This is a genomic window from Streptococcus sp. K0074 (assembly GCF_048843365.1).
GTDB lineage: Bacteria > Bacillota > Bacilli > Lactobacillales > Streptococcaceae > Streptococcus > Streptococcus mitis_BM.
Genome location: NZ_CP184836.1, coordinates 214,704 through 231,276, shown reverse-complemented (window position 1 = coordinate 231,276; position 16,573 = coordinate 214,704). Strand labels below are relative to the sequence as shown.

Annotated in this window: 15 protein-coding genes; all 15 read left to right on the top strand. The window is 35.2% G+C overall.

The features are described 5' to 3' along the window. The first annotated feature begins 165 nt into the window (after positions 1-165). The 15 genes from ACN076_RS01285 to ftsH all read left to right on the top strand — a co-directional run bounded on the left by ACN076_RS01285 (position 166) and on the right by ftsH (position 16,517). A complete protein-coding gene (locus ACN076_RS01285) occupies positions 166-1,347 on the top strand; it encodes a S1C family serine protease (RefSeq protein WP_420789999.1) in 1,182 nt (393 codons plus the stop codon). A 57-nt stretch (positions 1,348-1,404) separates the two neighbouring features. Then, positions 1,405-2,163, top strand: a complete 759-nt coding sequence (locus ACN076_RS01280) for a ParB/RepB/Spo0J family partition protein (RefSeq protein ID WP_420789998.1) — start codon at positions 1,405-1,407, stop codon at positions 2,161-2,163. A gap of 212 nt (positions 2,164-2,375) precedes the next feature. After that, on the top strand, positions 2,376-3,737 hold the full coding sequence (gene dnaA, locus ACN076_RS01275) for a chromosomal replication initiator protein DnaA (protein WP_023944973.1): 1,362 nt from the start codon (positions 2,376-2,378) through the stop codon (positions 3,735-3,737). Positions 3,738-3,895: 158 nt separating this feature from the next. Beyond that, positions 3,896-5,032: a DNA polymerase III subunit beta gene (dnaN, locus tag ACN076_RS01270; RefSeq protein WP_000581172.1), complete on the top strand. Its 1,137-nt coding sequence runs from the start codon at positions 3,896-3,898 to the stop codon at positions 5,030-5,032. Positions 5,033-5,096: 64 nt separating this feature from the next. Beyond that, the gene (locus ACN076_RS01265; RefSeq protein ID WP_000285186.1) at positions 5,097-5,291 is read left to right on the top strand and encodes a DUF951 domain-containing protein; all 195 of its coding nucleotides are present in this window, start codon (positions 5,097-5,099) and stop codon (positions 5,289-5,291) included. A gap of 84 nt (positions 5,292-5,375) precedes the next feature. Then, positions 5,376-6,491 (top strand): redox-regulated ATPase YchF, encoded by a 1,116-nt coding sequence (gene ychF / locus ACN076_RS01260; RefSeq protein WP_001218713.1) that lies wholly within the window; start codon positions 5,376-5,378, stop codon positions 6,489-6,491. A gap of 72 nt (positions 6,492-6,563) precedes the next feature. Next, on the top strand, positions 6,564-7,133 hold the full coding sequence (pth, locus tag ACN076_RS01255; protein WP_261219448.1) for an aminoacyl-tRNA hydrolase: 570 nt from the start codon (positions 6,564-6,566) through the stop codon (positions 7,131-7,133). Next, positions 7,134-10,649 (top strand): transcription-repair coupling factor, encoded by a 3,516-nt coding sequence (mfd, locus tag ACN076_RS01250; RefSeq protein ID WP_420789997.1) that lies wholly within the window; start codon positions 7,134-7,136, stop codon positions 10,647-10,649. Positions 10,650-10,706: 57 nt separating this feature from the next. Next, a complete protein-coding gene (locus ACN076_RS01245; protein ID WP_001234978.1) occupies positions 10,707-10,973 on the top strand; it encodes an RNA-binding S4 domain-containing protein in 267 nt (88 codons plus the stop codon). Then, the gene (locus tag ACN076_RS01240) at positions 10,966-11,334 is read left to right on the top strand and encodes a septum formation initiator family protein (protein WP_000041912.1); all 369 of its coding nucleotides are present in this window, start codon (positions 10,966-10,968) and stop codon (positions 11,332-11,334) included. The genes ACN076_RS01245 and ACN076_RS01240 overlap by 8 nt, the downstream gene beginning before the upstream one ends. 4 nt (positions 11,335-11,338) lie before the next feature. Further along, positions 11,339-11,461: an SP_0009 family protein gene (locus ACN076_RS01235; RefSeq protein WP_000429334.1), complete on the top strand. Its 123-nt coding sequence runs from the start codon at positions 11,339-11,341 to the stop codon at positions 11,459-11,461. Continuing rightward, on the top strand, positions 11,454-12,722 hold the full coding sequence (locus tag ACN076_RS01230; protein WP_261043673.1) for a serine hydrolase: 1,269 nt from the start codon (positions 11,454-11,456) through the stop codon (positions 12,720-12,722). The genes ACN076_RS01235 and ACN076_RS01230 overlap by 8 nt, the downstream gene beginning before the upstream one ends. Continuing rightward, positions 12,719-13,996: a tRNA lysidine(34) synthetase TilS gene (tilS, locus tag ACN076_RS01225; RefSeq protein WP_001209057.1), complete on the top strand. Its 1,278-nt coding sequence runs from the start codon at positions 12,719-12,721 to the stop codon at positions 13,994-13,996. Before ACN076_RS01230 ends, tilS begins: the two co-directional genes overlap by 4 nt. A gap of 4 nt (positions 13,997-14,000) precedes the next feature. Continuing rightward, positions 14,001-14,543, top strand: coding sequence for a hypoxanthine phosphoribosyltransferase (gene hpt, locus ACN076_RS01220; protein WP_000892176.1), 543 nt, complete (start codon positions 14,001-14,003; stop codon positions 14,541-14,543). Between the two features lie 15 nt (positions 14,544-14,558). Next, complete coding sequence (gene ftsH, locus ACN076_RS01215; protein WP_420789996.1) at positions 14,559-16,517, top strand: ATP-dependent zinc metalloprotease FtsH; 1,959 nt, start codon at positions 14,559-14,561, stop codon at positions 16,515-16,517. Positions 16,518-16,573: the final 56 nt, after the last annotated feature.

Below are 16,573 nucleotides of genomic sequence, written 5' to 3'. Positions count from 1 at the left end.
TTCTTTATTTTTTCACATCTTATTCACAAAATAAAAGGTTAATTTTAACTGAGAAAACCACAGATTTTAGAAAGTTATCCACAATCTGTGAAAAACTTTTGTATTTAAGTTATAATTAAGCTAGTCAGTTTATACTTTCAGTAATTTAAAAATATGGAGGCAAATATGAAACATTTAAAAACATTTTACAAAAAAGGGTTTCAATTATTAGTCGTTATCGTCATTAGCTTTATTAGTGGAGCCTTGGGTAGTTTTTCAATAGCTCAACTAACTCAAAAAAGTAGTGTAAGCAACTCTAACAACAATAGCACCATTACACAGACTGCCTATAAGAACGAAAATTCAACAACACAGGCTGTTAACAAAGTAAAAGATGCTGTTGTTTCAGTTATTACTTATTCAGCAAACAGACAAAATAGCGTATTTGGAAATGATGATACTGACACAGATTCTCAACAAATCTCTAGTGAAGGATCTGGGGTTATTTATAAAAAGAATGATAAAGAAGCTTATATTGTCACCAATAATCACGTTATAAATGGCGCCAGCAAAGTAGATATTCGTTTGTCAGATGGAACTAAAGTACCTGGAGAAATTGTCGGAGCTGATACTTTCTCTGATATTGCTGTCGTCAAAATATCTTCAGAAAAAGTGACAACAGTAGCTGAGTTTGGTGATTCTAGCAAGTTAACCGTAGGAGAAACTGCCATTGCCATCGGTAGCCCGTTAGGTTCTGAATATGCTAATACTGTCACTCAGGGTATTGTATCTAGTCTCAATCGAAATGTATCTTTAAAATCTGAAGATGGACAAGCCATTTCTACAAAAGCCATCCAAACTGATACTGCTATTAACCCAGGTAACTCTGGTGGCCCACTAATCAATATTCAAGGACAAGTTATCGGAATTACCTCAAGTAAAATTGCCACAAATGGAGGCACATCTGTAGAAGGACTTGGTTTCGCAATTCCCGCAAATGATGCTATCAATATTATTGAACAGTTAGAAAAGAACGGAAAAGTGACTCGTCCAGCTTTGGGAATTCAAATGGTCAATCTCTCAAATATTAATACAAGTGATATTAGAAGACTTAATATTCCAAGCAATGTAACATCTGGTGTAGTTGTTCGTTCTGTGCAGAGCAATATGCCTGCCAATGGTCACCTTGAAAAATACGATGTTATTACAAAAGTAGACGACAAGGAGATTTCTTCATCAACAGACTTACAAAGTGCTCTTTACAATCATTCTATCGGAGACACTATTAAAATAACTTACTATCGTAACGGTAAAGAAGGAACTACATCTATTAAACTTGACAAGAGTTCAGGCGATTTAGAATCTTAATTGACATCTATGTAAAGAAAGCTTTACATAAGAGAAAAGATGTGTTAGTGTAGAATCATGGAAAAATTTGAAATGATTTCTATCACAGATATACAAAAAAATCCCTATCAACCTCGAAAAGAATTTGATGGAGAAAAACTAGATGAACTAGCACAGTCTATCAAAGAAAATGGGGTCATTCAACCGATTATTGTTCGTAAATCTCCTGTTATTGGTTATGAAATCCTTGCAGGAGAGAGACGCTATCGGGCTTCACTTTTAGCTGGTCTAACGTCTATCCCAGCTGTTGTTAAACAGCTTTCAGATCAAGAGATGATGGTCCAGTCCATCATTGAAAATTTGCAAAGAGAAAATTTAAATCCAATAGAAGAAGCACGCGCCTATGAATCTCTTGTAGAGAAAGGATTTACCCATGCTGAAATTGCAGATAAAATGGGCAAGTCTCGTCCATATATCAGCAACTCCATTCGTTTGCTTTCCTTGCCAGATGCTATCCTCTCAGAAGTAGAAAATGGCAAACTATCACAAGCTCATGCGCGTTCTCTAGTTGGGTTGAATAAGGAACAACAAGACTATTTCTTTCAACGAATTATAGAAGAAGACATTTCTGTAAGGAAGTTAGAAGCTCTTCTGACAGAGAAAAAACAAAAGAAACTGCAAAAAAATGATCATTTCATACAAAATGAAGAAAAACAGTTAAGAAAACTACTCGGATTAGATGTAGAGATTAAACTGTCTAAAAAAGATAGTGGAAAAATTATTATTTCTTTTTCAAATCAAGAAGAATACAGTAGAATTATCAACAGCCTGAAATAAGGCTGTTCTTTTATTTTTTTATCTCACAAGGTTATCCACTATTTTTTTCAATAAAAAGCTAAATAAATCAATAGTTTCTGCTTTTATCCCCAACCTGTGGATAAAACTTGGTAACATTGTGGATTATTTTTCACAGCTTGTGGAAAATTCTTGTTCTCTGTGGTAAAATAGGTCTAGTATTAAACTTTTAAATAGTAAAGGAGGAGAAAGGATTGAAAGAAAAACAATTTTGGAATCGTATATTAGAATTTGCTCAAGAAAGACTGACTCGATCCATGTATGATTTCTATGCTATTCAAGCTGAACTTATCAAGGTAGAGGAAAATGTTGCCACTATATTTTTACCACGATCTGAAATGGAAATGGTCTGGGAAAAACAACTAAAAGATATTATTGTAGTTGCCGGATTTGAAATTTATGATGCTGAGATAACTCCCCACTATATTTTCACCAAACCTCAAGATACGGCTATCTCACAAGTTGAAGAAGCTACAAATTCAACTCTTTATGACTATAGTCCAAAGTTAGCATCTATTCCTTATTCGGATACGGGGTTAAAAGAAAAGTATACCTTTGATAATTTTATTCAAGGGGATGGAAATGTTTGGGCAGTATCAGCCGCTTTGGCTGTCTCTGAAGATTTGGCCTTGACCTATAATCCTCTTTTTATCTATGGAGGACCTGGGCTTGGTAAGACTCACCTGTTAAACGCTATTGGAAATGAAATTCTAAAAAATATTCCAAATGCGCGTGTCAAATACATACCTGCTGAAAGTTTTATTAATGACTTTCTTGATCACCTAAGACTTGGGGAAATGGAAAAATTTAAAAAAACCTATCGTAGTCTTGATCTTTTGTTAATCGATGATATCCAGTCACTCAGCGGAAAAAAAGTTGCAACTCAGGAAGAATTTTTCAATACCTTTAACGCCCTTCATGACAAGCAAAAACAGATTGTCCTAACCAGTGATCGTAGTCCAAAACATCTAGAAGGGCTCGAGGAGAGGCTTGTCACGCGCTTTAGTTGGGGATTGACACAAACTATCACACCCCCTGACTTTGAAACACGTATTGCCATTTTACAAAGTAAAACGGAACATTTAGGCTACAATTTCCAAAGTGATACTCTAGAATACCTAGCTGGACAATTTGATTCAAATGTTCGAGATCTTGAGGGAGCCATCAACGACATCACTTTAATTGCCCGAGTAAAAAAAATCAAGGATATCACTATTGATATTGCTGCAGAAGCCATTAGAGCTCGCAAACAAGATGTTAGCCAAATGCTCGTCATCCCAATTGATAAAATCCAAAATGAAGTTGGTAACTTTTATGGTGTCAGCGTCAAAGAAATGAAGGGAAGCAGACGCCTTCAAAATATTGTGTTAGCCCGTCAAGTAGCCATGTATTTATCTAGAGAACTAACAGATAATAGTCTTCCAAAAATTGGGAAGGAATTTGGTGGAAAAGATCATACAACAGTCATTCATGCCCATGCAAAAATTAAATCTTTGATTGATGAAGACGATAATTTACGTTTAGAAATTGAATCCATCAAAAAGAAAATTAAATAACTTGTGGAAAACTTTTACTTTATTATCTTTTTTATCCACATTTTTTAAACAAGCCAAAAAACTTGATATGACTTGTTTAAAGTCTGTTTTCCACAGATTTCACAGACTCTATTATTACTATTATCCTTCTAATACTAAAAATAAATAAAGGAGAATCCATGATTCATTTTTCAATTAATAAAAATTTATTTCTACAAGCATTGAATACAACTAAGAGAGCTATTAGTTCTAAAAATGCTATTCCTATTTTATCAACCGTCAAAATTGACGTGACCAATGAAGGTGTTACTTTAATTGGTTCAAATGGTCAAATTTCAATTGAAAATTTTATTTCTCAAAAAAATGAAGATGCTGGTCTATTAATTACTTCTTTAGGTTCGATCCTTCTTGAAGCTTCTTTCTTTATCAATGTGGTATCTAGCCTACCTGATGTGACTCTTGATTTTAAAGAAATTGAACAAAATCAAATTGTTTTAACCAGCGGCAAATCAGAAATTACCTTAAAAGGAAAAGATAGCGAACAGTACCCACGAATCCAAGAAATTTCAGCAAGCACTCCTTTAGTTCTTGAAACAAAATTACTCAAGAAAATTATCAATGAAACAGCATTTGCTGCAAGTACACAAGAAAGTCGTCCAATTTTGACAGGTGTTCATTTTGTATTGAGTCAACACAAAGAGTTAAAAACAGTTGCAACAGACTCTCATCGTCTAAGCCAGAAAAAATTGACTCTTGAAAAAAATAGTGATGATTTTGATGTCGTGATTCCGAGCCGTTCTCTACGCGAATTTTCAGCGGTATTTACAGATGATATCGAAACTGTAGAGATTTTCTTTGCCAATAACCAAATCCTCTTTAGAAGCGAAAATATTAGCTTCTATACTCGTCTCCTAGAAGGAAACTATCCTGATACAGATCGCTTGATTCCAACAGACTTTAACACTACTATTACTTTTGATGTGGTAAACTTACGTCAGTCAATGGAGCGTGCTCGTCTTTTATCAAGTGCTACTCAAAATGGTACTGTGAAACTTGAAATTAAAGATGGGATTGTTAGCGCCCATGTTCACTCTCCAGAAGTTGGTAAAGTAAACGAAGAAATCGATACTGATCAGGTTACTGGTGAAGATTTGACCATTAGTTTCAACCCAACTTACTTGATTGATTCTCTTAAAGCTTTAAATAGCGAAAAGGTGACTATTAGCTTTATCTCAGCTGTTCGTCCATTTACTCTTGTGCCAGCAGATACTGACGAGGACTTCATGCAGCTCATTACACCAGTTCGTACAAATTAAGTGAAAGAGGTTGAGCCTAGCTCGCCTCTTTTATGATATAATCGAAAAAGAAAAGGAGAGTAGTATGTATCAAGTTGGAAATTTTGTTGAGATGAAAAAACCACATGCTTGTACTATCAAGTCAACTGGTAAAAAAGCAAATCGTTGGGAAATTACACGTGTAGGGGCAGATATCAAAATCAAATGCAGTAATTGTGACCATGTTGTCATGATGGGACGCTATGATTTTGATCGAAAAATGAATAAAATTATTGACTGAAAACCCTTAGTTAGAGGGTTAGCAAGTTTTCCCTTTTTGTGTTATAATATTAGGGATTGAAATGAAAACGGAGAATGAGAAAATATGGCTTTAACAGCAGGTATCGTTGGTTTGCCAAATGTTGGTAAATCAACACTATTTAATGCAATTACAAAAGCAGGAGCAGAGGCTGCAAACTATCCATTTGCGACGATTGATCCAAACGTTGGAATGGTTGAGGTTCCAGATGAACGCCTACAAAAACTAACTGAAATGATTACTCCTAAAAAGACAGTTCCAACAACATTTGAATTTACAGATATCGCAGGAATTGTAAAAGGAGCTTCAAAAGGAGAAGGACTAGGGAATAAATTCTTGGCCAATATCCGTGAAGTAGATGCGATTGTTCATGTAGTTCGTGCTTTTGATGATGAAAATGTTATGCGTGAGCAAGGACGTGAAGACGCCTTTGTAGATCCACTTGCAGATATTGATACAATTAATCTGGAATTGATTCTTGCTGACTTAGAATCAGTGAACAAACGATATGCGCGTGTAGAAAAGATGGCACGTACGCAAAAAGATAAAGAATCAGTAGCTGAGTTTAATGTTCTTCAAAAGATTAAACCAGTCCTCGAAGATGGAAAATCAGCTCGAACTATTGAATTTACAGATGAGGAACAAAAGGTTGTCAAAGGTCTCTTCCTGTTAACGACTAAACCAGTGCTCTATGTTGCTAATGTGGACGAGGATGTGGTTTCAGAACCTGACTCTATTGACTATGTTAAACAAATTCGTGAATTTGCAGCGACAGAAAATGCTGAAGTAGTTGTTATTTCTGCGCGTGCTGAGGAAGAAATTTCTGAGTTAGACGAAGAAGACAAGCAAGAGTTTCTTGAAGCACTTGGTTTGACAGAATCAGGCGTTGACAAGTTGACTCGTGCAGCTTACCACTTGCTTGGATTGGGAACTTACTTCACAGCTGGTGAAAAAGAAGTTCGCGCTTGGACCTTCAAACGTGGTATGAAGGCTCCTCAAGCAGCTGGTATTATCCATTCAGACTTTGAAAAAGGATTTATTCGTGCGGTAACCATGTCATATGAGGATCTAGTGAAATACGGATCTGAAAAGGCAGTAAAAGAAGCTGGACGCTTGCGTGAGGAAGGAAAAGAATATATCGTCCAAGACGGTGATATCATGGAATTCCGCTTTAATGTCTAAAAAAATTAATGAATAGTATCAATTAGGTTGGAAAAAAATTCCAACCCTTTTGGCTTTTGAAAGGAAAAATAAATGACCAAATTACTTGTAGGATTAGGAAATCCAGGAGATAAATATTTTGAGACCAAACACAATGTTGGATTTATGTTGATTGACCAACTAGCGAAGAAACAGAATGTAACTTTTACACATGATAAGATATTTCAAGCTGACCTAGTATCCTTTTTCCTAAATGGAGAAAAAATTTATCTTGTCAAACCAACGACCTTTATGAATGAAAGTGGAAAAGCGGTTCATGCTTTATTGACTTATTATGGTTTGGATATTGAAGATTTACTCATCATTTACGATGACCTTGACATGGAAGTTGGGAAAATTCGTTTAAGAGCAAAAGGTTCAGCAGGTGGTCATAATGGTATCAAGTCTATTATTCAACATATTGGAACCCAAACCTTTAATCGTGTTAAGATTGGAATCGGAAGACCTAAAAATGGAATGTCAGTTGTTAACCACGTTTTGAGTAAGTTTGACAAGGATGATTATATTGGTATTTTACAGTCTGTTGACAAAGTTGACGATTCTGTAAACTACTATTTACAAGAGAAAAACTTTGAAAAAACGATGCAGAGGTATAACGGATAAATGGTGACCTTATTAGATTTATTCTCAGAAAATGATCAGATAAAAAAATGGCATCAAAATCTGACAGATAAGAAAAGACAATTAATGTTAGGCTTGTCAACTTCTACAAAAGCTTTAGCAATTGCGAGTAGTTTGAGACAGGAAGATAAGATTGTGTTATTGACGTCAACTTATGGAGAAGCAGAAGGACTTGTTAGTGATCTTATCTCTATCTTGGGTGAGGAACTTGTCTATCCATTTTTGGTAGATGACTCCCCTATGGTCGAGTTTTTGATGTCTTCACAAGAAAAAATCATTTCACGGGTTGAAGTCTTGCGTTTTTTGACTGATTCATCTAAGAGAGGAATTTTAGTTTGTAATATCGCAGCAAGTCGATTGATTTTATCGTCTCCCAATGAATTTAAAGATAGTATTGTAAAAATAACAGTTGGTGAAGAATATGACCAACACGCACTTATCCATCAGTTAAAAGAGATAGGCTATCGAAAAGTTACACAAGTACAAACTCAAGGCGAATTTAGTCTGCGAGGAGATATTTTAGATATTTTTGAAATATCCCAGTTAGAACCTTACCGAATTGAGTTTTTTGGTGATGAAGTCGATGGTATTAGGTCATTTGAAGTTGAAACACAATTATCGAAAGAAAATCAGATAGAACTCACTATCTTTCCAGCTAGTGATATGCTTTTGAGAGAAAAGGATTATCAACGAGGACAGTCAGCTTTAGAAAAACAAATTTCAAAAACGTTATCACCTATTTTAAAATCATACTTAGAAGAAATTTTTTCAAGTTTTTACCAAAAACAAATTCATTCTGATTCCCGGAAATTTTTATCTTTGTGTTATGACAAGATATGGACTGTTTTTGACTATATTGAAAAAGATACCCCAATATTCTTTGATGATTATCAAAAATTAATGAATCAGTATGAAGTATTTGAAAGAGAATTAGCACAATACTTTACAGAAGAATTACAGAACAGTAAAGCATTTTCTGAGATGCAGTATTTTGCAGATACTGAGAAAATCTATAAAAAACAAAGCCCATTGACCTTTTTTTCTAATCTGCAAAAGGGGTTAGGAAATCTCAAGTTTGACCAAATTTATCAATTTAATCAATATCCTATGCAGGAGTTTTTCAATCAATTTTCTTTTTTAAAAGAAGAAATTGAACGATATAAAAAAATGGATTACACCATTATTCTGCAGTCTAGCAATTCAATGGGAAGTAAAACATTGGAGGATGTGTTAGAGGAATATCAGATTAAATTGGATTCTAGAGATAAGTCAAGCATTTGTAAAGAATCTGTAAACTTAATCGAGGGTAATCTCAGACATGGTTTTCATTTTGTAGATGAAAAAATTCTGGTGATTACTGAACATGAGATTTTTCAAAAGAAATTAAAACGTCGTTTTCGAAGACAACATGTTTCAAATGCAGAGCGCTTAAAAGATTATAATGAACTTGAAAAAGGGGACTACGTTGTTCACCACATTCATGGAATTGGTCAATATTTAGGGATTGAAACAATTGAAATCAAGGGGATTCACCGCGATTATGTAAGTGTCCAGTATCAAAATGGGGATCAAATTTCCATCCCCGTGGAACAGATTCATCTACTGTCCAAATATGTTTCAAGTGATGGGAAAGCTCCAAAACTCAATAAATTAAATGACGGTCATTTTAAAAAAGCCAAGCAAAAAGTTAAGAACCAGGTAGAGGATATAGCTGACGATTTAATTAAACTCTACTCTGAACGTAGCCAGTTGAAGGGGTTTGCTTTTTCAGCTGATGATGAAGATCAACATGCTTTTGATGATGCCTTTCCTTATGTTGAAACGGATGACCAACTTCGTAGTGTAGAGGAAATCAAGAGAGATATGCAGGTTTCTCAGCCAATGGATCGACTTTTAGTTGGGGATGTTGGTTTTGGAAAGACTGAAGTTGCTATGCGTGCAGCCTTTAAGGCAGTCAATGATCACAAACAGGTTGTTGTCTTAGTTCCGACGACGGTTTTAGCGCAACAGCACTACACAAATTTTAAGGAACGATTCCAAAATTTTGCAGTTAATATTGATGTGTTGAGTCGCTTTAGAAGTAAAAAAGAGCAGACTGAAACACTTGAAAAATTAAAAAACGGTCAAGTTGATATTTTGATTGGAACCCATCGTGTTTTGTCAAAAGATGTTGTGTTTGCTGATCTAGGCTTGATGATTATTGATGAGGAACAGCGATTTGGTGTCAAGCATAAGGAAACCTTGAAAGAACTGAAGAAACAAGTGGATGTCCTAACTTTGACCGCTACTCCAATTCCTCGTACCCTCCATATGTCTATGCTGGGAATCAGAGATTTGTCTGTTATTGAAACTCCGCCGACTAATCGTTATCCAGTGCAAACCTATGTTTTGGAAAAGAATGATAGTGTCATTCGTGATGCTGTTTTGCGTGAAATGGAGCGTGGAGGTCAAGTTTACTATCTTTACAACAAAGTTGACACGATTGACCAGAAGATTTCAGAATTACAGGAGTTGATTCCAGAGGCTTCGATTGGTTATGTTCATGGTCGCATGAGTGAAATCCAGTTGGAAAATACTCTATTAGACTTTATTGAGGGACAATACGATATTTTGGTGACGACTACCATTATTGAAACAGGGGTGGATATTCCAAATGCCAATACCTTGTTTATTGAAAATGCAGATCATATGGGCTTGTCAACCTTGTATCAATTAAGAGGAAGAGTTGGTCGTAGCAATCGCATTGCCTATGCCTATCTCATGTATCGTCCAGAAAAATCAATTAGTGAAGTATCGGAGAAGAGATTAGAAGCGATTAAAGGATTTACAGAATTGGGATCCGGATTTAAGATTGCTATGCGAGATCTTTCGATTCGTGGAGCAGGGAATCTCCTAGGAAAATCCCAGTCTGGTTTCATTGATTCTGTTGGTTTTGAATTGTATTCGCAGTTATTAGAGGAAGCTATTGCTAAACGAAACGGTAATGCTAACGCTAACACTAACACAAGAACTAAAGGGAATGCTGAGTTGATTTTGCAAATTGATGCCTATCTTCCTGATACTTATATTTCAGACCAACGACATAAGATTGAAATTTACAAAAAAATTCGTCAAATTGACAACCGTGTCAATTATGAAGAGTTACAAGAGGAGTTGATAGACCGTTTTGGAGAATACCCAGATGTGGTTGCTTATCTTTTAGAGATTGGTTTAGTCAAGTCATATTTGGACAAGATCTTTGTTCAACGTGTGGAAAGAAAAGATAATAAGATTACAGTTCAATTTGAAAAAGTCACTCAACGACTGTTTTTAGCTCAAGATTATTTTAAAGCTTTATCCGCAACGAACTTAAAAGCAGGTATCACTGAGAATAAGGGATTAATGGAGCTTGTGTTTGATGTCCAAAATAAGAAAGATTATGAAATTTTAGAAGGTCTGCTAATTTTTGGAGAAAGTTTATTAGAAATAAAAGAGTCGAAGAAAGAAAATTCCATTTGATATTTTTCTTCTATAAAATAGATAAAAATGGTACAATAATAAGTTGAGGTAATAAGGATGAGATTAGACAAATATTTAAAAGTATCGCGAATTATCAAGCGTCGTACAGTCGCAAAAGAAGTAGCAGATAAAGGCAGAATCAAGGTGAATGGAATCTTGGCCAAAAGTTCAACGGATTTGAAAGTTAATGACCAAGTTGAAATTCGTTTTGGAAATAAGTTGCTACTTGTCAAAGTACTAGAGATGAAAGATAGTACAAAAAAAGAAGATGCAGCAGGCATGTATGAAATTATCAGTGAAACACGGGTAGAAGAAAATGTCTAAAAATATTGTACAATTGAATAATTCTTTTATCCAAAATGAATATCAACGTCGTCGCTACCTGATGAAAGAACGACAAAAACGGAATCGTTTTATGGGGTGGGTATTGATTTTGATTATGCTATTATTTATCTTGCCAACTTTTAATTTAGCGCAGAGTTATCAGCAATTACTCCAAAGACGTCAGCAATTAGCAGACTTGCAAACTCAGTATCAAACTTTGAGTGATGAAAAGGATAAGGAGACAGCATTTGCTACCAAGTTGAAAGATGAGGATTATGCTGCCAAATATACACGAGCGAAGTACTATTATTCTAAGTCGAGGGAAATAGTTTATACGATTCCTGACTTACTTCAAAGGTGATAAAATGGAAAATTTACTAGACGTAATAGAGCAATTTTTGAGTTTATCAGATGAAAAGCTGGAAGAATTGGCTGATAAAAATCAATTATTGCGTTTACAAGAAGAAAAGGAAAGGAAGAATGCGTAAATTCTTAATTATTTTGTTGCTACCAAGTTTTTTGACCATTTCAAAAGTTGTTAGCACAGAAAAAGAAGTCGTCTATACTTCGAAAGAAATTTATTACCTTTCACAATCTGACTTTGGTATTTATTTTAGAGAAAAATTAAGTTCTCCCATGGTTTATGGAGAGGTTCCTGTTTATGCGAATGAAGATTTAGTAGTGGAATCTGGGAAATTGACTCCCAAAACAAGTTTCCAAATAACCGAGTGGCGTTTAAATAAACAAGGGATTCCGGTATTTAAGTTATCCAACCATCAATTTATAGCTGCAGACAAACGATTTTTATATGATCAGTCAGAGGTAACTCCAACAATAAAAAAAGTATGGTTAGAATCTGATTTTAAACTGTACAATAGTCCTTATGATTTAAAAGAAGTGAAATCATCCTTATCAGCTTATTCGCAGGTATCAATCGACAATACCATGTTTGTAGAAGGAAGAGAATTTCTACATATTGATCAGGTTGGATGGGTAGATAAGGAATCAACTTCTGAAGAAGATAATCGGATGGGTAAAGTCCAAGAAATGTTATCTGAAAAATATCATAAGGATTCATTCTCTATTTATGTTAAGCAACTGACTACTGGAAAAGAAGCTGGTATCAATCAAGATGAAAAGATGTATGCAGCTAGTGTTTTGAAACTCCCTTATCTCTATTATGCGCAAGAAAAAATAAATGAGGGTCTTTATCAGTTAGATACGACTGTAAAATACGTATCTGCAGTCAATGATTTTCCAGGTTCTTATAAACCAGAGGGAAGTGGTAGTCTTCCTAAAAAAGAGGATAATAAAGAGTACTCTCTCAAGGACTTAATCACAAAAGTATCAAAAGAATCTGATAATGTAGCTCATAATATATTGGGTTATTACATTTCAAACCAATCTGATACCACATTCAAATCCAAGATGTCTGCCATTATGGGAGATGATTGGGATCCAAAAGAAAAATTGATTTCTTCTAAAATGGCTGGGAAAGTTATGGAAGCTATTTATAATCAAAATGGATTTGTGCTAGAGTCTTTGACTAAAACAGATTTTGATAATCAGCGAATTGCCAAAGGTGTTTCTGTGAAGGTAGCTCATAAAATTGGGGATGCGGACGAATTTAAGCATGATACGGGTGTTGTCTACGCAGATTCTCCATTTATTCTTTCTATTTTCACTAAGAATTCTGATTATGATACAATTTCTCAGATAGCCAAGGATGTTTATGAGGTTCTAAAATGAGAGAACAAGATTTTTTAAATCATTTTCTCAAGAAGGGATATTTCAAAAAGCATACTAAGGTGGTGCTAGCTCTTTCTGGTGGATTAGATTCTATGTTTCTATTTAAGGTATTATCTACTTATCAAAAAGAGTTAGAAATTGAATTGATTCTAGCTCATGTGAATCATAAGCAGAGAGTAGAATCAGATTGGGAAGAACAGGAATTAAGGAAGTTAGCTGCTGAAGCAGAGCTTCCTATTTATGTCAGCAATTTTTTAGGTGAATTTTCAGAAGCCCGTGCTCGATATTTTCGTTATGATTTTTTTCAAGAGGTCATGAAAAAGACAGGTGCGACAGCCTTAGTCACTGCTCACCATGCTGATGATCAGGTGGAAACGATTTTGATGCGTTTGATTCGAGGTACTCGTTTGCGCTATCTATCAGGAATTAAGGAGAAGCAAGTAGTCGGAGAGATAGAAATCATTCGCCCCTTCTTGCATTTTCAGAAAAAAGACTTTCCACAAATTTTTCACTTTGAAGATACATCAAATAAGGAAAATCATTATTTTCGCAATCGTATTCGAAATTCTTATTTACCAGATTTAGAAAAAGAAAATCCTCGATTTAGAGATGCAATCTTAAGTATCGGCAATGAAATTTTAGATTATGACTTAGCTATAACTGAATTATCTCACAATATTGATGTGGAAAATTTACAGCAGTTATTTTCTTATTCTGAGTCAACACAAAGAATTTTACTGCAAACTTATCTGAATCATTTTCCAGATTTGAATCTTACAAAATCTCAGTTTGAAGAAGTTAGACAAATTTTAAAAACTCAAAGCCAGTATCGTCATCCGCTTAAAAATGGCTATGAATTGATAAAAGAGTACCAACGGTTTCAGATTTGTAAAATCAGTCCTCAGTCTGATGAAAAGGAAGATGAACTTGTGTTACACTATCAAAATCAGGTATCTTACCAAGGTTATTTATTTTCCTTTGGACTTCCTTTAGAAGGTGAATCAATTCAACAAATACCTGTTTCACGCGAAACATCCATACACATTCGTCATCGAAAAACAGGAGATGTTTTGATTCAAAATGGGCATAGAAAAAAACTCAGACGTCTATTTATTGATTTGAAAATCCCTATGGAAAAGCGAAAATCAGCTCTGATTATTGAGCAATTTGGTGAAATTGTCTCAATTTTGGGAATTGCGACCAGTAATTTGAGTAAAAACACGAAAAATGATATAATGAACACTGTACTTTATATAGAAAAAATAGATAGGTAAAAAAATGTTAGAAAACGATATTAAAAAAATCCTCGTTTCACACGATGAAATTACAGAAGCGGCTAAAAAATTAGGTGCTCAATTAACCAAGGACTATGCAGGAAAAAATCCAATTTTAGTTGGGATTTTAAAAGGATCTATTCCTTTTATGGCTGAATTGGTTAAACATATTGATACACATATTGAAATGGACTTCATGATGGTTTCTAGCTACCATGGTGGAACAGCAAGTAGTGGTGTCATCAATATCAAGCAAGATGTAACTCAAGATATTAAAGGAAGACATGTTCTATTTGTAGAAGATATCATTGATACAGGTCAAACTTTGAAGAATTTGCGAGATATGTTTATTGCAAGAGAAGCAGCTTCTGTTAACATTGCAACCTTGTTGGATAAACCAGAAGGACGTGTTGTAGAAATTGAGGCAGACTATACCTGCTTTACTATCCCAAATGAGTTTGTAGTAGGTTATGGTTTAGACTACAAAGAAAATTATCGTAATCTTCCTTATGTTGGAGTATTGAAAGAAGAAGTGTATTCAAATTAGAAAGAACAATTTTTAATGAAAAAACAAAATAATGGTTTAATTAAAAATCCTTTTCTATGGTTATTACTTATTTTTCTCCTAGTTACAGGTTATCAGTATTTTAGTACAGGTAGTGTTGCAGGGAAAAGTGAGCAAATTAATTATACAGAATTGGTAAAAGAAATTACCGATGACAATGTAAAAGAATTGACTTACCAACCAAATGGTAGTGTTATCGAGGTTTCGGGTGTCTATAAAAATCCTAAAACAAGTAAAGAAGAAACAGGCATTCAGTTCTTTTCTCCATCTGCTATAACAGTAGAGAAATTTTCAAGTATTATTCTTCCTTCAGATACTACGGTATCAGAATTGCAAAAGCTTGCTTCTGACCATAAGGCGGCAGTAACTATTAAGCATGAAAGTTCAAGTGGTATGTGGATTAATATTCTTGTATCCATTGTGCCATTCGGTATTCTATTCTTCTTCCTATTCTCTATGATGGGAAATATGGGAGGAAATAATAGTCGTAACCCGATGAGTTTTGGACGTAGTAAGGCTAAAGCTGCAAATAAAGAAGATATTAAAGTAAGATTTTCAGATGTTGCTGGAGCTGAGGAAGAAAAACAAGAACTGGTTGAAGTTGTTGAATTCTTAAAAGATCCAAAACGATTTACAAAACTTGGGGCTCGTATTCCAGCAGGTGTCCTTCTGGAGGGACCTCCGGGAACAGGTAAGACGTTGCTTGCTAAAGCAGTCGCCGGAGAAGCAGGTGTTCCATTCTTTAGTATCTCAGGTTCTGACTTTGTAGAAATGTTTGTCGGAGTTGGAGCTAGTCGTGTTCGTTCTCTTTTTGAAGATGCCAAAAAAGCAGCACCAGCTATTATCTTTATCGATGAAATTGATGCTGTTGGACGTCAACGTGGAGTCGGTCTCGGCGGAGGTAATGACGAACGTGAACAAACCTTGAACCAACTTTTGATTGAGATGGATGGTTTTGAGGGAAATGAAGGGATTATCGTCATCGCTGCGACAAACCGTTCAGATGTACTTGACCCTGCCCTTTTGCGTCCAGGACGTTTTGATAGAAAAGTATTGGTTGGCCGTCCTGATGTTAAGGGGCGCGAAGCAATCTTGAAAGTTCATGCTAAGAACAAGCCTTTAGCAGAAGATGTAGATTTGAAATTAGTTGCTCAACAAACTCCAGGTTTTGTTGGTGCTGATTTAGAGAATGTATTGAATGAAGCGGCTTTAGTCGCTGCTCGTCGCAATAAATCAATAATTGATGCCTCAGATATTGATGAAGCAGAAGATAGAGTTATTGCTGGTCCTTCTAAGAAAGATAAGACAGTTTCACAAAAAGAACGTGAATTGGTTGCTTACCATGAGGCTGGACATACCATTGTTGGTCTAGTCTTATCGAATGCCCGCGTTGTCCATAAGGTTACAATTGTACCACGTGGCCGTGCAGGTGGTTACATGATTGCACTTCCTAAGGAAGATCAAATGCTTCTATCTAAAGAAGATATGAAAGAGCAATTGGCTGGTTTAATGGGTGGACGTGTAGCTGAAGAAATCATCTTTAATGTCCAAACGACAGGAGCTTCAAATGACTTTGAACAAGCTACACAGATGGCTCGTGCAATGGTTACAGAGTACGGTATGAGTGAAAAACTTGGTCCGGTACAATATGAGGGTAATCATGCCATGTTTGGTGCACAAAGCTCTCAAAAATCAATTTCAGAACAAACAGCTTATGAAATTGACGAAGAGGTTCGTTCATTATTGAATGAAGCACGAAATAAAGCTGCTGAAATTATTCAGTCAAATCGTGAAACTCACAAGTTGATTGCAGAAGCATTATTGAAATACGAAACATTGGATAGTACACAAATTAAATCTCTTTACGAAACAGGAAAGATGCCTGAAACAGTAGAAGAAGAATCACATGCACTATCCTATGATGAAGTAAAGTCAAAAATGAATGATGAAAAATAACCCTGAGAGAGGCAAGACCTCTCTTTTTTGTGCAGTTGAGGAGCTAAAGGGTGCAG